Raw genomic sequence first — 21,107 nt, 5'->3', positions numbered from 1 at the left:
CGGCGGTGCGGCGCGCCGCCCGCGGGCCACGTCACCCGAAGATGGGCAGGTCTTCTTCCTCGGAGAGCGGGAATCGCTCCACGAGCGGATCGTCCGCGATCCCCGCCAGCTTGCGCAGCGCCTTGTGGATGTGCCCCGGCTTGAGCCGGACGCCGCCCTCCTTGGGCTCGAGCGTGACCGGATCGACATCGAGCGGGTTATGCCGGTCGTCCGTCGCGCCGATCACCCGGTTCCCCGCGATGCCTGCGCCGGCCAGGATCATGCTGGTGATGTTCCAGTGGTCCTTGCCGTTGCCCTCGTTGTAGCCCGGAGTCCGCCCGAAGTCCGAGCCCACGACGAGGACGATCCGGTCCGCGATGCCCTGCTCCTCCGCGGCGGTCAGGATGAAGTCGATCCCGTCGCAGATCTCGGTGAGCCGCGGGATGTGGTTGTCGTCGTGGTTCCCGTGGGTGTCGAACCCGCCCACCGACAGGTTGGCGCTCACGCAGATGCCGGCGCGGTAGGCCGCGAGCGCGACCTGCGCTTGCCGCCGCAGCGACGCCTTCTCGAACTCGGCGGGCAGGTACTGGATGAGCTGCTTGAGCTCGTTCTGCCCGACGCGCGACGTGAAGAGCGTGCTCATCGCCTGCTTGACGTGGGGCAGCCGCTGCTGCTCGAGCTTCGCCGCGTGCCGCGCCTGCCGCGCCTCCAGGATCCGCGTCATCGTGGCGTCGGTGTGGTATTGCTCGCGGTTCTCTTCGTTCCCCGGATCGATCCTGTTCGGATAGGCGAGCCGCTGCAGGAGGCCGGTGTCGGGTATGCGGGTGACGGCCACGACGTTCGCCGTCGCGTCGTAGCCGCCGTTGCTGATGAACCCCATCGGCAGCGCGCCGCCGTGGACGCCGGCCACGAGCGCCGCGAAGCCCGGTTTGCCCTCGCGGAGCGTGCCGCACCACGTGTTGCGCACGCCGGCGTCGTGGCTGTTCGTCCCGGTGTCGATGCCGTTGATGATGAGCAGCTTGCTGTAATGCTTCTTGAAGAACGCGTCGTTGCCGCCGACCGGCGCGTACTTGAGATTGCCGGCGGTCCCGATCGCCTCGCGCAGGTAGCTGCGGTTCATCGCTTGCCGGGTCTTCTGCTCCTCTTCGTCCAACGCGCCCTTGGGATCGCAGAGGCTCGTCGGGTCCCAGCCGCCGCTCGCGTGGATGTGGACCCAGAGCGGGCCCTCGTAGGGGCCGGCCGCGGCGGCGTCCCTCGACAGCACGCCCCCTGCGACGACGCCGAGGCCCGCCATAGATGCCAGTTTGAGGAAATCTCGACGTTCCATGGCTGCTCCTACTGGTAAAGAAACCTGAAGTCCGAAAGGAGATAGGTCATGACGCTCATCCACGCGCGGATCGTGTAGTTCTCGTCGCGCGTGAGCTTCTGATCGTCGGGGAGCCCCTCTCGAGTCCAGTAGTCGTTGTGCACCTGGCAGGGGCCGGGCAGCGATTTCGAGAGCCGGCCCTCCTCGCCCTCCGGCTTCGCCATGCCCGCCTTGCCCTCCTCCCACGTCTCGAGGAAGACCTTGTACGTCCGCTCGATCTCGGGATCACCGAGCTCGAGCGACTCGCCCAGCACCCGCTTGTGCAGGTACTGGATGTTCTGCTTGATCCCCTCGACGGCCGGCAGCACGTCGAAGTCGTTCGTGTCCCGCGGCTCGAACGTCGTCTCGACGTACGGGAAGAGGAGCCGCTCCTCCTGCGGCAGGTAGAGATCGCGCGGCACCGCGATGCACGCCATCTCGTTCGCCATCCGGTCGGCGATGTTGGCCATGATCCCGTTCGGCTCCGTGATCCGCTGGATCACGTCCTGCGAGTCGATGCCGCCGTACAGCATGCGGTAGGCGTCGCGCCGGAGCAGGAAGTCGTAGCGGACGCCGTCGTCCTCGAACGCCCGCGGGCGCCACGGATAGCCCGTCACCGCCCAGATCTTCCGGTGCAGCTGCTCGGGCCCGAGGAACCGCGTGCCGCCGAGCTGCGTGAGCGCCTCGCCCCGGGACGCCTGCGCCACGTTGCGCGCCCGGAAATAGGGGCTCTTGACGATGGCCTTGACGACCGTCTTCAGGTTGTAGCCGCTGTCGGCGAAGTCGTGCGCCATCGTGTTGAACGCGTGGTACTGGGCGAGGTACGCCCGGAACTTGGCGTTGAACTCCGGATCTTCGTTGGTCGGCGCGACGAGCGGCTGTTGCCCGGTGAGGCCGCTGTACATCGTGTAGACCGCCGAGAGCGCGAAGCGGGGGTCGTCGGCGACCCGCTTCGCCACCCACGAGAGCGCGCTCGGGAACTCGCTGAACGGCACCGATTCGGCGCCGAAGCCCGGCGGCCGCATGTCCTCGTACCAGGTGTCGTCCTCCTTGTACCGGCCCGCGGAGTCGAAGCTGTGGAACCCGCCTGACAGCGGGTCCAGGGCGGCGTGGCAGACGGTGCACGCCGCGTTGTTCATCGTCGGGTTGAAGTCGGTGATCTTCGTCTGATCGAGCGGCTGCTCGGCCGTCTTCAGGATGTCGGTGCCGAGGAAGAACTGATAGACCATCCTCGCGCGGTGGCGGTTCCTGTTGGTGTTCGTCGTCGGGTGCCTGGACAGGAAGACGGGGGAGGTGAGCACGCCGGCGAGCGGGATCGGATCGCGCTTCGCCGGGACGAACTCGTCCGGATCCGCGTCGTTCTTGAACTCGGCCGTCACGCCGTACGCCCTGGCGGAGAAGGGGCTCACGACCGTGTAGTCCGCGGTGAGGACCTCCTTGAAGGACCTGTCGTTCCGCACGATGTAGGCGATGAGCTCGAGCGGCTCCCTGCCGACGGCCCGGTTCGTCCAGCTCTTCAGCTTGTTGGCGACGTCCTCCAGGTCCCGCGCGCCGTACCTCGCGACCAGCGCCGGATCCTGAGGGAGGCTGTTGTACCACTTCGGATCGTACGCGTCGCTCCGCAGCAGATCGACGGCCTCCTCGCCGTTCAGATAACGATCGGTGAGGAAGAGATCGTTGTAGATCTCCTTCAGCCGCACATAGAACGTCTCCTCGGTGAGCATCTGGTCCAGGATCGGATCCAGCGCGGCCATGCCGCTCTCTGCGACGGCCTCCTCCTCGGCCTCGGTCGGCAGGCGCCCGGCGAGCTCGAGGCTCGCCGTGCGGAGCGTCTCCACGGGCCCGCTCATCACCACGCCGGCGAAGGACGCGTTGACGTCCGTCTCGCAGGACGACGGCTCCTTCGTGCGCTCCACCATCGCCCGGAGCGCCTCGACCTCGGGGCTGTCCGAGGCGAGGACCTTGCCGCCGCCGTGCTCGATGGCCTTCGTCGGCTTGAGGAGGACGTACGACTCGCCGCCGAGCTCGAGCCCGGCGAGCGACTTGAACGTCGCGAGGTTCTTGTCGAGGAACCCCGCCTCGCTGCTCCCGGCGAGGATCAGCTTGGATTCCGCCGCCTGCCCCTGCGGGTTATGGCAGCCGATGCATTTCGTCGAGAGGACGGGGACCCACACCTTCTCGGCGAAGAATTGCTCGTCGGAGATGCACGGGCCTTCGGCCTCGCTGCTGCAACCGGTGGACACGGACGCGAGCGCGCTCGCGCCCGCGGAGAGCCCCAGGAGCCCCAGGGCCGTCGCGGCGCGCTTCCGGAGTGACCATCCTATTCTCGGCATAAGCATCCTCGCCGGGAGCGCTCGCGCGACTCCCACGTTGAGGGGACCGGGAGAGCGGAGCCCCGAACCGCGTTGAAAGAACCACACACCGACAGCCCTATCGCAGGGCGCCTCCGCCCCGCGATGGTCGGGTCCTCGTTCATCGACCATCGACACCCGATGAGGCGAGCTGGACGAACGCCCGCTTCATCGCTTGCGTAGACCACGTACTCTAACCTCTCGAGGGCCTCTCCCGCTATGCGCTCAGCACATCGCTTGATCAGAATTTCTCGTTGTTACCTCTAGTGGCTGTGAAGTTTTGCGACGAGAGGCTGCGGCTCCTCCGGAAGCCACGTACCCGGTGCGCCCAGGTGGGCGCTCGCTCCCGCGGGCGGGCGGAGCGTGCGTGGATGTGGTCAAGACCAGGGAAATCGAATAACCGTTGGATATGAGCTCGACGAGGGATGCGACCCGCGCTCGCGCGGTTCAGTGGTTTGTTCGCGGCGGCACGCTGCGGTCGACGGGCCGGGATCCCGTCAAGATCGGCATCGCGCCGATCGTGGTGGGGCGCGATCCGAGCTGCGGTGTGGTCGTCGACGATCCGGAGGTCAGCTCGACGCATTGCGATCTTCGCGCGGAGGGGCCGGGCGTGCTCGTCCGCGATCTCGGCAGCAAGAATGGGACGTTCGTGTCGACGGTCCGCATCCGCGAGGCGATCTTGACGGCCGCGTGCGCCATCCAGATCGGCGGCTCGGTGCTGAGCTTCGAGCCGCTCGAGAAGGAGCGCGTCGACGTCGGCTTCGACGAGAGCTTCGGCCCGCTGATCGGCGCCTCGCCGCGGATGCGCCACCTGTTCCGCCTGCTGCGCGAGGTGGCCTCGACGGAGCTCTCGCTGCTCATCACCGGGGAGACGGGCACGGGCAAGGAGCTCGCGGCGCAGGCCATCCATGACGTCTCGAGCCGGCGCGGCGGCCCGTTCGTCGTCGTCGACTGCGCCTCGCTGCCGGGCGCGCTGGCCGAGAGCTTCCTCTTCGGGCACGAGCGCGGCGCCTTCCCCGGGGCGAACGATCGGAGGAGCGGCGCCTTCCACGAGGCGAACGGCGGGACGATCTTCCTCGACGAGCTGGGCGAGCTGCCGCCCGATCTCCAGCCGAAGCTGCTGCGCGCGCTCACCGAGCAGAAGGTGAAGCGCGTCGGGTCGCGGATCTACGAGCCCGTCGACGTGCGGATCATCGGGGCGACGCGCCGCGACCTCGGCCGCAGCATGAACACCGGGCGCTTCCGGAGCGATCTCTTCTTCCGGATCGCCCAGATGCGCATCGAGCTGCCGCCGCTCCGCGAGCGGCGGGAGGACATCCCGCTGCTCGTCGAGCGCGTCTGCGAGCGCCTGGGGTGCCCCGAGCGCGCCGTGGAGATGGTCAATCTCATCACCACGACGCTCGGCCAGCACGATTTCCCCGGCAACGTCCGCGAGCTCATGAACGTCACCAGCGTGGCCGCGAGCCTGCCGCCCGGGGCCGAGGCGATCGCCTCGATCCTGCCGCTCGAGGGCGGCGGCGACGTGGTCGTGCCGACGTCGGCGTTCGGCGAGGCGAAGCGGAGCGCCGTCGCGGCGTTCGAGCAGCGTTACTTCAGCGAGCTGATCCGCGCGACGGGCGGCAACGTCAGCGAGATGGCGCGCCGCGCGGGCATGGAGCGCCACCACGTGCGGATGTTCTTGAGGAAGCACGGGCTCACCGCGAAGCAGTGAGGGCTCGGCGGGGCGAGGGCGCGGAGCCGCGAGGGCGCCGAGCGTGTCCTAGGCGCCGCCCGCGCCGCCGCTGCCGGTCGGTCCGCCGCCCGCGCCGCCGCTGCCGGCCGGGTCGCCGCCCGCGCCGCCGCTGCCGGCCGGGTCGCCGCCCGCGCCGCTGCCCGTCGTGGCCGTGGTCGTGGCCGGGCCCCCGCCGCAGCGCTCCACGCCGCGGCAATCCGCGCAGGAGCAACCCTCGAAGTACTCCGCGCACGAGCCGTTGTCCGTGCAGTGATCCGTGCACCGCGGGGTGCCCGTGCAGTCGGGGCAGGTGCAATCCTCGTTGACGTTGCATCCCTCTGCGTCGTTGCACCCGCGCCTCGGGCTGCAGGCCGCGACGGTGCCCGCGCAGTCCTGGCAGGTGCAATCCTCGCCGTCGGGGGCGTCCGGCCGCATGTCGCAGGCGCCGTCGTCGTTGCAGCGGCCGAGGCAGCTCGCCGTGTCGGAGCAGTCGGGGCAGCTGCAGCTCTCGGGGACCTGGGCGAGGATCGTACACCGCCCATCCGGGCTGCCGCCGAAGCAGCCGAAGCCGAGCGAGCCGCCGGCGCCGGCGACCGTGGCCGCCACCGTCGTCGAGGTCGTATCGGTCGCTTCATTGCTCGAGCAGCCGCCGCTCGCGGCGAGCCCGAAGACGATGGAGGAGGCGAGGAGTGCAAGAAAGGCGCGCATGTCCGGCAGCATCCCTCTCCAGCGCGCGTCACGTCAACACCGCACGTCGCGTTGCGCCAGGAGGGCGCTCAGCGGAATGCCACGCTCCTGTCCGCCGTCTTCGCGCGGACGGCCGCGCGCTCGCGCGCGAGGAACTCGCGCACCGCGGCGTCCAGGCGCGGATGCGCGATGTGGTGCGCGCTGTGGGTGACGCTCGGCGCGAAGCCGCGAACGAGCTTGTGCGACCCCCCTGCGCCCGGCTCGAAGCGGCGCAGTCCCCGGGCGATGCAGTCCTCGACCGGGTGATAATAGCAGACGTTGAAATGCAGGAACGGGCGCTCCTCCGATGCGCCCCAGTAACGGCCATAGAGCGTCGTGGGCCCGGCGAGGTTGAGCGCGCCCGCGATGGGGCGTTTGCCCTCCCGCGCGAGGACGATCTCGACGCCTCCCTGGGCCCCGCCGCCGCGCAGGCGGGCCGTGATCTCCTCGAAGAAGGCGCGGTTCAGGTACTGCCGGCCCCAGGCGAACTTCTCCACGGTGGAGACGTAGAAGCCGAACATGGCATCGACGATCTCCGGCGTGATCTCCGCGCCGCGCAGCGTATCGATCGACAGCCCCTGCCTCGTGGACTCGCGCATTTCGCGCCGGATCTGGTGCCGCCGCTTCGCGTTGAAGCGCGCGAGGAAGTCGTCGAGCGTCCGATACCCCTCGTTCTCGAACTGGAACTGGACGCCGCAGCGGTGCGCCATGGCGGCATCGGAGAGGGCGGCGGCCTCGTCCTCGGTCGGGAACAGGACGTGGGCGCTCGAGATGCGGCTCCGCGCGACCAGCTTGCGGAGCGTCTCGGCGAGGACGGGGAGGAGCGCCGGGCGGTCCTCCGGCCGCCGCACGAGCAGCCGGGGCGTCGTCGCGGGCGTGAACGGCACCGCGACGACCAGCTTCGGGTAGTACGGCGCGCCGATCTGGTGGGACGCGGAGGCCCAGCCGTGGTCGAAGACGAACTCTCCCTCGCTGTTGTCCTTGAGGTAGGCGGGCGCCGCGGCGAGCAGCGCCCCCTCGGCCCGGAGCGTGATGTGGTGGGGCAGCCAGCCCGCCTCCTCGCCCACGCACCCCGTCCGCTCGAGCGCGTCGAACCACGCCCACGTCAGGAACGGCGCCTCGCTCACCCCGTGGAGCGCGTTCCACTCGCTCTCCGGGATGTCGCGGATGGTGTCGTGGACGTGCGCTTCAAGCTCCATGGCCGATCATAGCAGCGCGCGTCGCGCCGCCTGGCCGGCTCACGAGATCCTGGATCGACCGCGCGCCGGAGCGGGCCACGAGGTCCGACAGCCCGCGCGCGATCGCGGCGGGGAGGAGGGGGCCGCCGTAGATGAAGCCCGTGTAGAGCTGCACGAGGTCGGCGCCCGCCTGGAGCTGGTCCATCGCGTGCTCCGCCGACTCGATGCCCCCGGCGCCGATCACCGTGACGCCGCTCCCGAGGCGCGCGCGGATGCGCCGCACCATCGCGAGCGAGCGCTGCCGGAGGGGCGGGCCGCTCAGCCCGCCGGCGCCCATCGCCTCGACGGCCTCCGGGCTCGTCGCGAGCCCGTCGCGCCGCACGGTCGTGTTGGTCGCGATGACGCCGGCGAGGCCCACCTCCTCGACCACGGCGAGCAGCGCCTCGAGCTCCTCGTCGCCGAGGTCCGGGGCGACCTTGATGAGCAGCGGCAGCGGCGCCCCGGCGGCGCGGTTCTCCCGCGCGATCGCGGAGAGCAGCGCCCGCGCGATCGCCGGCCCCTGCATCGCGCGGAGGTCCTTCGTGTTCGGCGACGACACGTTGATCACGACGAAGTCGGCCGCGCGCCGCGCCTCCCGGAAGCTCGCGAGGTAGTCGTCGATCGCGGGCTCGATGGGATCGAGCGGCGCGACCCTGGACTTGCCGATCGAGATGCCCACCGGCACGCCCACGGCCGCCGCGCCGCCGCGGCCGAGGAGCCGCTCCGTGACGCGGGCCGCGCCCTGGTTCGGGAACCCGAGCCGGTTGATGAGCGCCCGGTCGGCCGGCAGCCGGAAGAGGTTCGGCGGCGGGTTCGCGGCCTGGGGCTGCGCCGTGACGGTGCCGAGCTCGACGAAGCCGAACCCGAGGGCGGCGAGCGCGCGGGCCCGGCGCGCATCCTTGTCGAAGCCGCCCGCCACGCCGAGCGGGGAGGGGAAGTCGAGCCCCATGGCGCGCACCGCGATGCGCCCGTCCCGGGGCGCGAGGCGGGCGTGCACGAGGGCGCGGAGCGGCGCTGCGTGCTCGAGCGGGGCGAGCGCGAGCATGCCGAGCTCGTGCGCAAGGCTGGGCGGCAGCGCGAAGAGGAGCGGTCGGACGAGGCGGTACATCGGGGCGCGTCTCCGTTGCGGGTTGCGGCGTGCGGCGTGCGGCGTCGGAGGGAGGTCCTGCGAGCGGCGCGGTGGTGGCGGATACCATGGCGCACCGGCCGCGTGGGCCGCCATCTCGGCGTGCGGCGTGAGCGAGCGCGTCCGCGCACGGAGGCGCGTGCCGGCGCGCCGGGCGGGGCTCGGCTGCTCTGCTAGACTCCGCGCCCTCCATGACGTCCCCCGAGATCCTCGATCGCGCAGGCGATCCCAGGCCACTGACCGACCTTGGCGAGCGCTTCGCGAGGAGCGCGGACGAGATGGCGGCGCTGCGCGAGCGCGGCGTCGCGGCCGCCCGCGATCTCTGCGCGTTCATCGATCGCTCGCCGACGCCGTACCACGCCGTGCGCGAGGTCGCCTCGCGGCTCGTGGCGGCCGGCTTCTCGGAGCTCGGGGAGCGCGACGCGTGGGCGGTCGCTCCGGGCGATCGCCGCTTCGTCATCCGGGGCGGGTCGACGATCGTCGCGTTCGTGGTCGGGGCCGAGCACCCGGCGCTCGGCGGCTTTCGCGTGATCGGCGCGCACACCGACTCGCCGAACCTCCGGGTGAAGCCGAGCGCCGAGCTCTCGCGGAGCGGCTACCAGCAGCTCGGGGTCGAGGTCTACGGCGGCGTCCTGTACTCGACCTGGCTCGACCGCGATCTCAGCGTGGCCGGCCGCGTCCACGTGCGCAGGGACGGGCGGATCGAGCGCCTCCTCGTCGACCTGGGCCGCCCGGTCGCCCGCGTCCCGAACCTCGCGATCCACCTGAACCGCGGGGTCAACTCCGAGGGGCTCGTGCTGAACGCGCAGAAGCACCTCGTCCCCGTGATCGGCCTCGGCAGGGAGGCCGATCTCAACGCCCTGCTCGCGCGCGCCATCGACGCGCCGCGCGACGCCATCCTCGGCTTCGATCTCTGCCTGTACGACACGCTCAAGGCGTCGCTCGGCGGCCTCTCCGACGAGTTCATCTTCGCGTCCCGCCTGGACAACCTCGCGAGCTGCCACGCCGCGACGGCCGCGCTGATCGGCGCCGCTCCTTCCGCCGCGACGCGCGTCATCGCGCTCTACGATCACGAGGAGTGCGGCAGCCGGAGCGCCGTGGGGGCAGCGGGGAGCGTGCTCCGCGACGTGCTCGCGCGGATCGTCGACGTCTACCCGGCGCGCGAGCCGCAGGCGTTCGCCCGCGCGATGGCCGGGTCGCTGCTCGTCTCGGCGGACATGGCGCACGCGGTGCACCCGAACTACGCCGATCAGCACGAGCCGCGCCACGCCCCGCAGATCAACCGCGGGCTCGTGATCAAGTCGAACGTGAACCAGTCCTATGCGACCGACGGCGCGACGGCCGCCGCGCTCGAGGCGCTCTGTCACGACGTGGGCTACGCCCCCCAGCGCTTCGTCGTGCGCAGCGATCTCCCCTGCGGCAGCACGATCGGCCCGATCACCGCGGCCTCGCTCGGCATCGCCACGGTCGACGTCGGCGCGCCGATGCTCAGCATGCACTCCTGCCGCGAGATGGCCGGCACGCTCGACGTCCACCTCGCGCTCGAAACCTACCGCCGCGCGCTTTCTTGAGGCGGGCACCCGCTGCGGATACGGGCCCACCTCGGCATTTTCGGTGCTCAGCGTACGAGAGTACGCTTCCGCGCCGAAAACGCCGATCTGGGCCCGTCTCCTGTGCGGGTGCCCGCCGCGATCGCCTCTCTGGGGGAGAGTGCGCGCGTGCGCGCGGAAGAGGGCGGGTGCCGCTTCCGAGGGGCTGACGCGCTCGCTTCGTTAACGGCCGCGGGTGTCGTGGGAGAGGAGCGTGAAGCCGATGAGCTTGTAGAGGAGGCGGGCGCCGACGTTGCCGTCCCAGTCGTCGTTGTCGTCCTTCGGCGCGACCTCGTTCAGGTCGAAGCCCACGATGCGCCGGCCGCTCTTCTGGATGCGGCCGATCAGGGCGACGGCTTGCTGGAACGTCAGGCCGCCGGGGACGGGCGTGCCGGTGCTCGGGCACAGCGTCGGATCGAGGCCGTCGATATCGAAGGTCACATAGACGTCGTCGGGGAGATCCTCCACGATCGAGTCGGCGATCAGGTGGAACGGCTCCCCCTCGAAGAGCCGATCGGCGATCGATGCGTCGATGTGGGCGACGATGCGCCCGTTCGACTCGCGGATGAACCGGAGCTCGTCTTCGCTCATGTCGCGCAGCCCGACCTGGACAATCCGCGGGATCTTCGGGTGGTTCGTCGCGACGTTGTGCATGATCGAAGCGTGGGAGTCGGTGAATCCCTCGTACGCGTTGCGGAGATCGGCGTGCGCGTCGATGTGCAGGATCCCCATTCCCGGGTAACGCGCGGCGTGCGCCGCGATCGCGCCGTAGGGGGAGGAGTGGTCGCCGCCGATGACGCCGACGAGCTTGCCCCGCTCCATCCATCTCATGGCGATCTCCGTGACGCGCTCGTTCAGCAGGCGAGACAGCGCGTTGACCGCCGCGAGGCGCGCCTCCAGGTCCCGGTCGCCGGCGACCTCGCCGTGCGCCGCGATCACCGGCTCGGCCGCCGCGGAAGCCTCCGCGTTCCAGCGCACGATGTCCGGATCGACGTCGAGCATCGCGATGCCCTGCTCGTACGGTCTGCCCGTGTGCAGATCGAAGAGGTCGACCTGCCGGCTGGCCCGCAGGATCGCCCCCGGGCCCTTGGCGGCGCCGCGGCGGTAGGACACCGTCGGCTCCCACGGCACCGGAACGAGGACCACCCGGGCGTCCTCGGCAGTATGTGGCAGCCCGTAAATCCCGTTTCCGATGGCGGGACCGTTGGGATCGAAACCGAGAGGGGATGAGCTCACGCGGCCACGTTGGCGGTTCGCGACCAGGTCGTCAAGCGCGAGCCGCCTCCGGCCCAGCGCACGCCGGAGCGCGCCGGAGCGCGCCGGAGCGCTCCACCGCACGCGCCGCCGGGCACCGGCGGAGCGGCTTCCTCACCGGCACACCGGCGGAGCGGCTCCCACGCCCGCACACCGATGCGAGGTGCGTAGAGACGATCGCACCGAGCGCGAGACATCGGCGTGAAACACGGATGTCGGGTGAGGATGGCGCGACGCGCGCGTCGGAAATGCAACTTCTGGCTTCCAGCTGCGACGAAATGCGCTAGGAAGAGCGCCGAGAAGATGGGCCGCTGCGCCCGTCCGGGCCGGCCAGCGCTGCTCGGCGCTGCCGGTCGGTCCGGCGCGCGGTCCTGGTAGTAGCCGCGAAGAACAGCCATGCTCCGGTACCGCGCCGATATCAAGACGCTCCTTTTCGTCGCGACGTATTTCGTGCTCGTGACGGTACAATGGGTCTACGCGCCGCGCGCGCTATGGCTCGCGATTCCGCTCCTCGCCGCGACGTGCGTGTTCTCGTTCCTCGGAGCGGTCGCGACCCACAACGCGGTCCATTGCCCGGTGTTCCGGCGGCGATGGATGAACCGCGCGTTCCAGATCGCGCTCACGCTCACCTACGGGCACCCCGTCAGCGCCTACGTCCCGGGCCATAACCTCAGCCACCACAAGTACACGCAGTCCTCGCGCGACGTGATGCGGACGACGAAGGTGCGCTATCGGTGGAACCTGCTGAACGGCCTCTTTTTCATGAGCCGCGTGGTCCGGGACATCCTGCCCGCCGACATGCGCTACTTCAAGGCGATGTACCGACGGAACCCGCCGTGGTTCCGTCAGATGCTCCTCGAGTCGGCGGTCTTCCTCGGCGCGATGGGGGCCCTGCTCGCGCTCGACTGGCAGAAGTTCCTCCTCTACGTCCTGATCCCGCACCAGTATGCCGCGTGGGGGATCGTGACCATGAACTACCTCCAGCACGACGGCTGCGACGAGAGCAGCGAGTACAACCACTCGCGCAACTTCGTCGGCCGCCTGGTCAACTGGTGGACGTACAACAACGGCTTCCACTCCGTCCATCACATGGAGCCGGGCCTCCACTGGAGCCTTCTTCCCGCCGAGCACGCGAGGCGCGTGGCGCCCTTCATCCACCCGGGCCTCGACCAGCCGTCGCTCCTCGCCTACCTCTTCCGCAGCTTCGTCTGGCCTGGCAAGCGCCTGCGCTACGACGGCGCCCCGGTCGTGCTCCCGCCGGAGGAGCCCGACGAGGAATGGATCCCTGGCCCGAAGGAGACGCCCGGCGACGTCTCGCTGGGCGCGATCGCGCCCGGCTGAGCCCGCCGGCTCCTGCCCCGCGCTGGAGGCTCGGCGCCGCCCTCCTGGGGCGGCGCGTCGGGCGCCTGGCCGAGTTCTGCTGGGGTGGGGCCACGCCGGTGTGGCGCGCGGTCCTGCGGCGCCTGGACGCCTCCCGAGAGGCACCTCGCGGCGACGATCGGGAGGCCTGGGTCGTGGCCGTCGCGAGGGGGTAGGGGGCTGGCCCGGCGCCGGGGGCGCCGGGCCCTTCGCGTCCCCCGGTCAGCGCGGCTGATTCTCCCGCGGCTGGTCTCCCCGCGACTCGCCTCCCCGGCGGCCGATCTCGGCCATGTGCTGGCGATCGCCGCTCACGGCCTCGCCGCCTTTGCGGCCTATCTCGGCCATGTGGGCCCGGTCCTGGCTCACGCGCTCGCCGCCCCGGCGACCGATCTCGGCCATGTGCTTGCGGTTCTGGCTGACGACCTCGCCGCCCTTCTTGCCGGCCGCGCGGGCCTCGTCGCGCGTGAACTCGTGCGCCGTGCCCTTCTCGTGGGCTGCCTTCCCGCCCTTGCTGGCGATCTTGCGCTGACGCTCCTCGTCCATGGCAGCGAAGCCGCGCTGCTGCCGCTCGTGGGCAGCTCGCTGCGACGCTGACGAAGGCGGGGGTTCGCTCGGCGAGGCCCCTCTCTCCTCCTGCCCCTCCTCACTCCTGGAAATCATACGATCATCCATGCTCGCCATCATCCTCTCCTTACGGTTGGCTCGCTCGATTCAGGTCTCCGAACGGGGCCTGCGAGCCGGTAAAGGACGGCGTTCCCCCCGTCCCCTCCCGGGCCGGTCGAGACCGGCGATGGCCGCTCTCTCCCGGTGTCGGTCGGGGAACGGCGTTCGCCGTCCCCTCCCGGTGTTGGTCGGGGAGCGGCGTTCGCCGTCCCCTCCCGGCGCTGGTCGGGGAGCGGCGTTCACCGCCTCCCTCCCAGCTGCGGAAAGGCCGACAGACCCTTTCCGCGAAGGCCTGTTGTGCCGGGCGGAACAACGTCAAGCGGGCTGAAGGTTGGGACGCGACGAATTAGGGGGAGGTTCACCTAGCGTGTTTTGGAAACAGCGGTGAACCTGGAAATACCGAGAACGTCGTGCTCCCGCAGCGAGTCAAGCCCTCTTGGCGAAATCCCGCATGAACGCCGTGAGGCGCTCCACCGATGCAACGGGTACTGCGTTGTAGATCGAAACCCGGATACCCCCGGTCGACCTGTGTCCGGCGAGCCCCACCATACCCTCCTTTGCGGCCTCGGCGACGAAGCGTTTTTCCATCTCCTCGCTGGCCAGCCGGAACACCACGTTCATGAACGAGCGGCTCTCCTTCTCGACCGGCGCCCGGAAGACGTCCGGGTGCGCGTCGATGGTTTCGTACAGCAGCTCACCCTTCTTGCGATTCCGTCGCTCGACCTCCTCGAGCCCACCGATCTCAAGCGTATACGCGAGCACGTTGCGCATGAGGTAGATTGCGAATGTCGGAGGTGTGTTGTAGAGCGAGTTGTTGGCAGCGTAAGTGGCATAACGGAAAATGACGGGAATGTCTTTTCGCGCGCTGTCAACGAGATCCTTGCGGGCGATCACGACCGTGATCCCGCTCGGCCCGATGTTCTTCTGGGCGCCGGCGTAAACCAGGGCAAACCTGGAGATATCCATCTTGCGCCACAGGATGTCGGACGACATATCCGCGACGAGCGGCACGTCGCCCGTATCGGGCAGCCAGTGCCACTGCGTGCCGAACAGCGTGTTGTTCGTCGTCATGTGGACGTAGGCGGCGTTCGGATCGAGCGAGAGCTCTCCCTGGTGGGGGATGCGGGTGTACCGCTTGTCGACGGCTGTGCTCCCGGCCACGCGCACCGTCCCGACGCGCTTCGCCTCCTCCAGCGCCTTCTCCGACCAGCCGCCGGTCACGATGTAATCGGCGCTCCTGCCGGGCGGCAGGAGGTTCATCGGCACGACCGCGAACTGCATGGCCGCGCCGCCCTGCATGAACAGCACGTGGTAGTCGTCGGTCAGGCCGAGCAGCTGCCGGAGCAGCGAGATCGCCTCGTTGTGCACCGCCTCGAACGCTTTGCCGCGGTGGCTGTGCTCCATGATCGACATGCCCGTCCCCTCGAAATCGAGGAGCTCGCGCTGCGCGCGCTCGAGGGCGGGGAGGGGGAGCCCGGCAGGGCCGGCGTTGAAGTTGTGGACACGCGCCATGGTGCTTCTCCTGAGGTTCAAGTCGGCGATTCCTGATGCCGCCGTATCGGCCGTATACCACGGGGGGCACCGCCTCCGCCGGACGGGCCGAGCAGGAGCGCAGCCGCGGCGGATGGAGCCGCGCCGGGTCCGGCGTCTCGGACCTGCCCGCGGCCGCGATCTGGGCTAAATTCACCGCTCCGGAGGGCGAGTGATGCTGGTGACCCGCGAAGAGATGGCGTTCGATTTCCAGGGCGCCAGGCTCGATCCCGTCAAGGACAAGGACGTGATCGTCTGGGCCGTGCAGCAGTTCCTCTACGGGGAGATCACCGGCGTCCAGATAGGGCACTGGCTCTACAACGCCCCCGACCTGGAGTCCGCGCGCTTCCTCGCGCGCCAGGCCGTCGAGGAGTTCCAGCACGTCGGCAACTTCCTCCGCATCCTCGAGATCCTGGGCGCGCCGCCGGACAAGGCCGCCTGGAGCGTGCGCTTCCTCGCGACCGGGCTGATGGGCGGGGACTGGGCCGAGCATGTCGCCCTCGAGATGGCCCTCGGCGAGGGGCTCGTCCTCCAGGCCTTCTACGCGATGATCGAGACCGTGGATGAGCCGGAGATCGTCGCCATCCTGAAGCGCGGCGTGCGGCAGGAAGAGCGGCACGTCGACTTCGGCGAGCAGCAGACGAGGAAGGCCATCGCGGGCAGGCCGGCGCTCCGGAGGCGGCTGCTCGGCCTCGCGCTGGTGTCGCTCTGGGGCGTGTCGCGGCTCGAGGCGTTCATGAAGAAGCGCCTGCCGATGGATCATCCGGCGCTCAAGCGCCTGCCCGATCTGGTGCGCCATACGGTGCGGATCGCGGAGCTCCGGCTCATGCGGATCGGCCTGACCGAGGCGCCGATCTCGTCGATGTCGGCCGGCCGCAAGCTCGCGCTGGTGGCGGAGGCGTACGCGGGCAAGCTCGCGCTCGGCCTCGCGTCGTGGGTGCTCTCGGTGCTGCTCTTCCCGCTCCGGCTGCTCGGCCTCGCGGGGCCGAAGCGGCTGACGGACACCTACCTGAGCGATCCCCTGGTCGCGCGCGGCGGCCGCCTCGGCGCTGGCGCGGAAGCTGGCACGGACGACGACCCCGGCGACGCCGGTGAGCAGGCGGGCCCGGGCGGCGCGCAGGCGGGGCACGGCGCGGCGGCGCGCGCCTGAACGCGAGGTGGAGCGTGGCTGACGGCGAGGACGAGGAGCGAGCCACCCCCGCCGGGGCGGCCTTCGCGGCGGGGCCTCGCGGGGCGCGCCCCGCCGTCTTGCCCGCGTTGCCCGCGTCGCGGGAGCTGCCGCTCTTCGCCGAGCTGCCCGAGCTCTCGGGGCAGGTCCCGTGGCGCCCCCTCGCGCACGCGCCGACGCCGGTCGTCCCGTGCGCCGCGATCGAGGGGTACCTCGGGCGCGGCGGCGTCTGGGTGAAGCGCGACGATCTGATCTCGCCGCTCTACGGCGGCAACAAGGTGCGTCGCTTCGAGTTCCTGCTCGCGGACGCGGAGCGGCGCGGGGCGAGGACGCTCGTCACCGTCGGCGGGCTGGCGTCGACGCAGGTCACCGCCACGGCCCTCTTCGGCCGCGCGCTCGGCTTCGCCGTCACTGCGGTCCTGTTCGACCAGCCGATCACCCGGTTCGGCCGCGGCGCGCTCCTCGCCGACGCGGCCAGCGGCGCCGAGCTCGTCCATGGCGGCGGCTACGCGACCACCGCGGTCCGGGCGATCCGGGCGCTGCGACGGGCCGAGCGGCCGTATTTCATCCTGCCAGGCGCCTCGTCCGCCCTCCCGTGCCTCGGCTACGTCGACGCGATGCTCGAGCTCGCGGCGCAGGTCCAGCGCGGCGAGGCCCCCCGGCCCGATCGCATCGTCGTCCCCTCGGGGACGGGCGGCACGCTGGCGGGGCTCGCGCTGGGCGCCGCGGTGCTCGGCTGGCCGACCACGATCGTCGGCGTTCGCATCACCGAGCGCATCGCGTCGAACCGCGCCGTCGTCCGGTACGAGATCGGCAGCATGAAGCGCTTGCTCGCCCGGCGCGCGCCGCGCTTCACGCGGCGTCGGCTCCCGCCGGTCCGCTTCGAGATCGATCACCGCGCGATCGGCCCCGGGTACGGCATGCCGACCCCCGCGTCCATCGCCGCGATCCCCGAGGTGGAGCGGCTGATCGGCGTGCCGGGGGAGGTCACGTACAGCGCCAAGGCGCTCGCCGCGCTGCGCGGGATCGCGCAGGAGCGCCCGCGGGAGACGATCCTCCTCTGGCAGACGCTCTCGAGCGCGCGCCCGCCGCTCGCAGAGGGCGGCGCGGCGGCGCTCCCGCCGGCGTTCGCGCGGTTCTTCGAGGGGGAGATCGCGTACTGAGGGCGCGGCGTGGTCGACGCGCCGCGCCGCGGCGTCACTTCAGGCGCAGGCTGTTCACGAGCTTGTCGAAGTCGGCGCGCGCCCCGGTGACCGTCTTCTCGGGGCCGGTCATCTTGAAGAACCAGAGCCCGCCGGACGGCGTCTCGGCGATCGCGCCCAGGAGGGCATAGTTCGGCTTCGGATCCGAGGCGGGCATGCCGGGCATCCCGGAGCCGGCGAACGTCCCCTTCACCTCGACGACCGTGACCTTGAGATCGCCGGCCTTGAGGTCGGTGCGCTTGGGAGAGTCGTCGCTCTTCTGGGAGAACTGGCCAGCCCAGCGCGTGATGTTCGCGTCCACGCTGCCGCCCGCCTGGCTCACGCTGAGCTCGGCGTCCTCGGTGTCCCCGGCGGCGCGCTTGATCTTGTACGTGGCCTTGCGCATCGCGTTGGGGTTCGGCGCGCTCTCGAAGCTCGCGGGGGCGTCCCATGCGAGCTCGCCGCCGCCCGCCTGCTGGCCGCTGGCCGGCGCCGGCTTCGGAGCGGGCGTCGCCTCGGCAGGCGCGGCGGGCGTGCTGGTCGTCGGCGGCTCGGGCGCTGATGTGGCTGTCGGCTCGGGGGTCTTCGAGCACGCCGCGGCGAGCGCGGCGACGAGCGGCAAAACCATGGCGGAGCGGAGCTTGATCATCGTGGGAGGCCTCGGCGGGGTTCGCGGCGACTGTAGTCGCCGTGCCCGCGGCCTCAAGCCGGATCGGACCACGGGGAAGTCCCGGCGCGCTCTTGCCGGAGGCGCCCGGCGGGTCGTTCAGCCGCGCGCGTTGCCGTGATACCACCAAAATACAAATTCATGGACCCCACCTTCCGGCGCGCGTTCAACGCTGCCTTCGGGCCGTCGACCTACGCGGACTACCTCGGCCGGCTCGAGCGGCGGCTCGGGTGCGCGATCCCGTTCCGTGTCGCCGAGACGCCGCTGTTCCTGCCCGACAGGCTGCGCGAGGACCTCGAGCGCTCCGCGACGGAGATCGTTCGGCAGATATCGAGCCCTGAGCTCATCGAGCAGATGAAGCGCGCCGTCCCTCCGCACCTCGACGTCCCGGGCATGGATCCGCTCCCCAACTGCGCGCAGGTGGACTTCGCGATCGTGCGCGGCCCGGACGGCGAGCTCACGGGCAAGGTGGTCGAGCTGCAGGCGTTCCCGTCGCTCTACGCGCTCATGCTCGTCCAGGTCGAGATCATGGCCGAGGTGCTCGCCGGGATGCCGGGGCTCGACCGGCGCTGGTCGTGCTGCTTCGGGGGCCGGAGCACCGCCGACGTCCTCGCGCATCTGCGCCGCGCGATCCTCGCGGGAGAACCCGAAGAGTCGGTGATCCTGCTCGACCTCGCGCCGGAGAAGCAGAAGACGTACCCCGACTTCGTGGCGACGAAGCTCCTCGTCGGCGTCGACGCCGTCTGTCCGACGGCGCTCGTCCGGGAGGGCAACCGGCTGTTCCGCCGCGTGGGCGGGCGGCTCGTCCAGGTCCGCCGCCTGTACAACCGCGTCGTGTTCGACGAGCTCGAGTCGAAGCGGGTCGAGCTCCCGTTCCGGTACGGCGATCCGCTCGACGTCACGTGGTGCTCGCACCCGAACTGGTACTGGACCTGGTCGAAGTACACGCTGCCCTACATCGATCACCCCGCGCTCCCGCGGTCGCGGACGCTGAGCGCGCTGGACGGCGCGCCTCTGGATCTCGAGCGCTACGTGCTCAAGCCGCTGTTCTCCTTCGCGGGCTCCGGGGTGAAGGTCGACGTCACGCCCGAGGACATCGCCGCGATCCCGGAGGGGGAGCGATCGCGCTGGCTGCTCCAGGAGAAGGTCGCTTACGAGCCGGCGCTCGTGATGCCCGACGGGAACGGGGTGAAGGCCGAGGTCCGGATGATGTTCCTGCGCGCGCCGGACGAGCCCGATCTCTCGCTGGTGCTCAACCTGGTGCGGCTCTCGCGCGGGAGGATGCTCGGCGTCGATCAGAACCGCGACCTGACCTGGGTCGGCGGCACCGTCGGGATCTGGCCTGTCGACTGAGGTCGCGCGCGAGGGCGTCTCGCGCGCGCCGCGCGCCGAGGACGAGCGCCGGCGCGCGCTCAGGCGATGAGCGCGATCTGCCACGCGCCGAGGACGATCGCCGCCGCGGTCGCTCCCAGCGCCACCTGGACGACGGGGCGCCGCGGCGCGGGCCGGTTGCGCAGCGAGAGGCCGGCGACGACCCCGATCGCGGCGCCGCTGAGCAGCCCGAAGGCGTGCGCGCCGAGGTCGGAGCGTGGGCTCGCGCCGAGGGCGCCGAGGAGCGCGAGGCCTCCCACGAGCGGCGCGACGAGGTGGAGGAGGTGGCGCTTCTCGCCGCTCTCCCTGTCGTGCGCGCGGTCGAGCATGAGCTGCGTCGCGGCGAGCAGCCCGATCGCGCCGAACACCGCGGTGGAGGCGCCGATCGAGGCGTGGTGCTGTCCCATGCTCTGGTGCCAGAGCGCGTTCGCGAAGTTCCCGATCGCGCCCGAGGCGACCACGGCGAGCGCGGCGCCGCCCGGCCCGAGGCGGCGCTGCACCGCGGACGCGAAGACCGTCCCGGAGATGACGTTGCCGAGCACGTGGGCCGAGTCGGCGTGCAGCGTGAGCGCGGTGATGGCGCGCCACGGCTCCGGTCCCACGACGAGGTCGGCGACGGAGGTGCCGCGCTGGAACCAGCGTCCGCCGCCGCTCGCGGGCCCGGTGACGAGGAAGAAGAAGAGGGCGAGCGCGGCGAACGCGACGCCCGCGACCATGGACGGAGGGTGGCGCAGGCGCTCGCGCGGGCGGCGTGGGGGCCAGTCGCGGTTCTCCGCCTCGTACCGATCGATCGAGCCTGCGGCGAGGGCGTAGTCCTCGTCGCGCACGAGGATCACCCAGCCCGCCGGCGTGTACCGCACGGCGTGCCAAAGCTCGCTCGACTGGAGGACGAGGGCCCATTCGCGGACCTTGCGCTCTGGCATGACGGGCCCGATGGCCGTGAGCCCGAGGCCGTGATTTTCCGCCTCTCCGGAGGAGGCATCGCCGTTCTGGATCATCGCCGTCCTCTCCCAGCGCGCCGGCGGCAGGATCGCGATCGGGACGAACGGCTCGCCAACTGCATCTCGAACACAGACACGGTTCTGTTCGCCCACGGCGGGTCCTCCACGGTTCGTCGACCCCAGGTTCATCGAAACGTGCGGATGAGCCCGGAAGCTGTCAACGCCGGGTCTCCGGGAGCCTGACCGTCTCGTCGTCACGCCCAGCGCGGCTCTCGCCGCCGGCTCTGTGCGCGCGCTGCGCGGCCGAGCCCTTGTGCGCGCGCCGCAGCGGTGGCAGTGCGTGGTTGTGTCGACGGCCATCACGCAGGGCATCCGGGTCACCGTCTCGACGGTCTACGTCCCCACGCAGTCATCCCCGACGGAGCACCGCTACGTCTTTGCTTACACCGTGCGGATCGCCAACGAAGGCACCGAGCCCGCCCAGCTGAGGACGCGGCACTGGATCATCACGCACGGCAGCGGAAAGGTGGAGGAGGTGCGCGGCCCTGGCGTCGTCGGCCAGCAGCCCTCGCTCAAGCCTGGCGAGCACTTCGAGTACACGAGCGGCTGTGTGCTCGAGACCCCGCGCGGCACGATGCGCGGCACCTACCAGATGCACCGCCCCGACGGCCGCGTCTTCGACGCCGAAATCGCGTCGTTCACCCTGGCGATGCCCCACTCCCTGAACTGACCCCGCCCCGCCCCCCGCCCCCCTAGGAAGAGCCAGCGGGGAGGGTGTGCCCGTGCGCGCGGGCGGCGGGGTAGGGCCCCACGAACCCGAGCGCCGGCCCGCATCGCAGCCTATCGCTCCCGACCCGCCCCTCCCCGTACCCACGGCAATCGCCTCCCAAAAGGCGCGAGTTCGTGGGAGGGGCCCCCGCCGCCCGCGC

The 21,107-nt window shown here is 71.0% G+C and carries 17 protein-coding genes; 7 read left to right on the top strand and 10 right to left on the bottom strand.

What is annotated here, in order from left to right; genetic code table 11:
* Positions 1-31: 31 nt before the first annotated feature.
* Positions 32-1,306 (bottom strand): DUF1501 domain-containing protein, encoded by a 1,275-nt coding sequence (locus WMF14_RS24785; protein WP_437790025.1) that lies wholly within the window; start codon positions 1,304-1,306, stop codon positions 32-34.
* A gap of 8 nt (positions 1,307-1,314) precedes the next feature.
* Positions 1,315-3,657 (bottom strand): DUF1588 domain-containing protein, encoded by a 2,343-nt coding sequence (locus tag WMF14_RS24780; RefSeq protein WP_437790023.1) that lies wholly within the window; start codon positions 3,655-3,657, stop codon positions 1,315-1,317.
* Between the two features lie 427 nt (positions 3,658-4,084).
* Here WMF14_RS24780 and WMF14_RS24775 point away from each other — a divergent pair, with 427 nt between their 5' ends.
* The gene (locus tag WMF14_RS24775) at positions 4,085-5,386 is read left to right on the top strand and encodes a sigma 54-interacting transcriptional regulator (RefSeq protein ID WP_437331053.1); all 1,302 of its coding nucleotides are present in this window, start codon (positions 4,085-4,087) and stop codon (positions 5,384-5,386) included.
* Between the two features lie 48 nt (positions 5,387-5,434).
* Here WMF14_RS24775 and WMF14_RS24770 read toward each other — a convergent pair whose 3' ends face one another.
* From WMF14_RS24770 to WMF14_RS24760, 3 genes are all read right to left on the bottom strand, one after another.
* A complete protein-coding gene (locus tag WMF14_RS24770) occupies positions 5,435-6,094 on the bottom strand; it encodes a hypothetical protein (protein ID WP_437790021.1) in 660 nt (219 codons plus the stop codon).
* A 68-nt stretch (positions 6,095-6,162) separates the two neighbouring features.
* Positions 6,163-7,311, bottom strand: a complete 1,149-nt coding sequence (locus WMF14_RS24765; protein WP_437790019.1) for a GNAT family N-acetyltransferase — start codon at positions 7,309-7,311, stop codon at positions 6,163-6,165.
* Positions 7,301-8,437, bottom strand: a complete 1,137-nt coding sequence (locus WMF14_RS24760; RefSeq protein ID WP_437790017.1) for a quinone-dependent dihydroorotate dehydrogenase — start codon at positions 8,435-8,437, stop codon at positions 7,301-7,303. The genes WMF14_RS24765 and WMF14_RS24760 overlap by 11 nt, the downstream gene beginning before the upstream one ends.
* 296 nt (positions 8,438-8,733) lie before the next feature.
* Here WMF14_RS24760 and WMF14_RS24755 point away from each other — a divergent pair, with 296 nt between their 5' ends.
* Positions 8,734-10,026, top strand: coding sequence for a M18 family aminopeptidase (locus WMF14_RS24755; RefSeq protein WP_437804284.1), 1,293 nt, complete (start codon positions 8,734-8,736; stop codon positions 10,024-10,026).
* 201 nt (positions 10,027-10,227) lie between these two features.
* Here WMF14_RS24755 and WMF14_RS24750 read toward each other — a convergent pair whose 3' ends face one another.
* Positions 10,228-11,280, bottom strand: coding sequence for an agmatinase family protein (locus WMF14_RS24750; protein ID WP_437790015.1), 1,053 nt, complete (start codon positions 11,278-11,280; stop codon positions 10,228-10,230).
* 414 nt (positions 11,281-11,694) lie between these two features.
* On the opposite strand from WMF14_RS24750, the gene WMF14_RS24745 reads away from it, so the two are divergent.
* Positions 11,695-12,639, top strand: coding sequence for a fatty acid desaturase family protein (locus WMF14_RS24745; protein ID WP_437790013.1), 945 nt, complete (start codon positions 11,695-11,697; stop codon positions 12,637-12,639).
* Positions 12,640-12,879: 240 nt separating this feature from the next.
* Here the strand turns inward: WMF14_RS24745 and WMF14_RS24740 are convergent, their stop codons facing one another.
* Together WMF14_RS24740 and serC are read right to left on the bottom strand one after the other, a co-directional pair.
* A complete protein-coding gene (locus tag WMF14_RS24740; protein WP_020737259.1) occupies positions 12,880-13,200 on the bottom strand; it encodes a KGG domain-containing protein in 321 nt (106 codons plus the stop codon).
* A gap of 546 nt (positions 13,201-13,746) precedes the next feature.
* The gene (gene serC, locus WMF14_RS24735) at positions 13,747-14,832 is read right to left on the bottom strand and encodes a 3-phosphoserine/phosphohydroxythreonine transaminase (protein WP_272093292.1); all 1,086 of its coding nucleotides are present in this window, start codon (positions 14,830-14,832) and stop codon (positions 13,747-13,749) included.
* 193 nt (positions 14,833-15,025) lie between these two features.
* On the opposite strand from serC, the gene WMF14_RS24730 reads away from it, so the two are divergent.
* Both WMF14_RS24730 and WMF14_RS24725 read left to right on the top strand, forming a co-directional pair.
* Entirely contained in the window at positions 15,026-16,000 is a 975-nt protein-coding gene (locus WMF14_RS24730) for a ferritin-like domain-containing protein (protein WP_272093291.1), read from the top strand.
* Positions 16,001-16,014: 14 nt separating this feature from the next.
* On the top strand, positions 16,015-17,181 hold the full coding sequence (locus WMF14_RS24725; protein ID WP_437790011.1) for a 1-aminocyclopropane-1-carboxylate deaminase/D-cysteine desulfhydrase: 1,167 nt from the start codon (positions 16,015-16,017) through the stop codon (positions 17,179-17,181).
* 34 nt (positions 17,182-17,215) lie between these two features.
* Here WMF14_RS24725 and WMF14_RS24720 read toward each other — a convergent pair whose 3' ends face one another.
* Positions 17,216-17,848, bottom strand: coding sequence for a hypothetical protein (locus WMF14_RS24720; RefSeq protein WP_272093289.1), 633 nt, complete (start codon positions 17,846-17,848; stop codon positions 17,216-17,218).
* A gap of 159 nt (positions 17,849-18,007) precedes the next feature.
* Between WMF14_RS24720 and WMF14_RS24715 the strand changes: the two genes are divergently transcribed.
* Positions 18,008-19,219 carry a hypothetical protein gene (locus WMF14_RS24715; protein ID WP_437790008.1) on the top strand — a complete coding sequence of 404 codons (1,212 nt, stop codon included), beginning with the start codon at positions 18,008-18,010 and terminating at the stop codon, positions 19,217-19,219.
* A gap of 59 nt (positions 19,220-19,278) precedes the next feature.
* Here the strand turns inward: WMF14_RS24715 and WMF14_RS24710 are convergent, their stop codons facing one another.
* Complete coding sequence (locus WMF14_RS24710; protein WP_272093287.1) at positions 19,279-20,331, bottom strand: rhomboid family intramembrane serine protease; 1,053 nt, start codon at positions 20,329-20,331, stop codon at positions 19,279-19,281.
* 193 nt (positions 20,332-20,524) lie between these two features.
* On the opposite strand from WMF14_RS24710, the gene apaG reads away from it, so the two are divergent.
* The gene (apaG, locus tag WMF14_RS24705) at positions 20,525-20,908 is read left to right on the top strand and encodes a Co2+/Mg2+ efflux protein ApaG (protein ID WP_044965505.1); all 384 of its coding nucleotides are present in this window, start codon (positions 20,525-20,527) and stop codon (positions 20,906-20,908) included.
* Positions 20,909-21,107 lie beyond the last annotated feature (199 nt).

The sequence above is a fragment of the Sorangium sp. So ce693 genome (assembly GCF_051521375.1).
Lineage (GTDB): Bacteria > Myxococcota_A > Polyangia > Polyangiales > Polyangiaceae > Sorangium > Sorangium atrum.
This window is presented reverse-complemented; position numbering and strand designations above follow the sequence as displayed.

What these genes read in the sequence shown, in the direction of transcription:
- WMF14_RS24785 (WP_437790025.1), bottom strand. Translation starts at nt 1,306, where the DNA reads ATGGAACGTCGAGATTTCCTCAAACTGGCATCTATGGCGGGCCTCGGC.
- WMF14_RS24780 (WP_437790023.1), bottom strand. Translation starts at nt 3,657, where the DNA reads ATGCCGAGAATAGGATGGTCACTCCGGAAGCGCGCCGCGACGGCCCTG.
- WMF14_RS24775 (WP_437331053.1), top strand. Translation starts at nt 4,085, where the DNA reads ATGAGCTCGACGAGGGATGCGACCCGCGCTCGCGCGGTTCAGTGGTTT.
- WMF14_RS24770 (WP_437790021.1), bottom strand. Translation starts at nt 6,094, where the DNA reads ATGCGCGCCTTTCTTGCACTCCTCGCCTCCTCCATCGTCTTCGGGCTC.
- WMF14_RS24765 (WP_437790019.1), bottom strand. Translation starts at nt 7,311, where the DNA reads ATGGAGCTTGAAGCGCACGTCCACGACACCATCCGCGACATCCCGGAG.
- WMF14_RS24760 (WP_437790017.1), bottom strand. Translation starts at nt 8,437, where the DNA reads ATGTACCGCCTCGTCCGACCGCTCCTCTTCGCGCTGCCGCCCAGCCTT.
- WMF14_RS24755 (WP_437804284.1), top strand. Translation starts at nt 8,734, where the DNA reads ATGGCGGCGCTGCGCGAGCGCGGCGTCGCGGCCGCCCGCGATCTCTGC.
- WMF14_RS24745 (WP_437790013.1), top strand. Translation starts at nt 11,695, where the DNA reads ATGCTCCGGTACCGCGCCGATATCAAGACGCTCCTTTTCGTCGCGACG.
- WMF14_RS24740 (WP_020737259.1), bottom strand. Translation starts at nt 13,200, where the DNA reads ATGGACGAGGAGCGTCAGCGCAAGATCGCCAGCAAGGGCGGGAAGGCA.
- serC (WP_272093292.1), bottom strand. Translation starts at nt 14,832, where the DNA reads ATGGCGCGTGTCCACAACTTCAACGCCGGCCCTGCCGGGCTCCCCCTC.
- WMF14_RS24730 (WP_272093291.1), top strand. Translation starts at nt 15,026, where the DNA reads ATGCTGGTGACCCGCGAAGAGATGGCGTTCGATTTCCAGGGCGCCAGG.
- WMF14_RS24720 (WP_272093289.1), bottom strand. Translation starts at nt 17,848, where the DNA reads ATGATCAAGCTCCGCTCCGCCATGGTTTTGCCGCTCGTCGCCGCGCTC.
- WMF14_RS24715 (WP_437790008.1), top strand. Translation starts at nt 18,008, where the DNA reads ATGGACCCCACCTTCCGGCGCGCGTTCAACGCTGCCTTCGGGCCGTCG.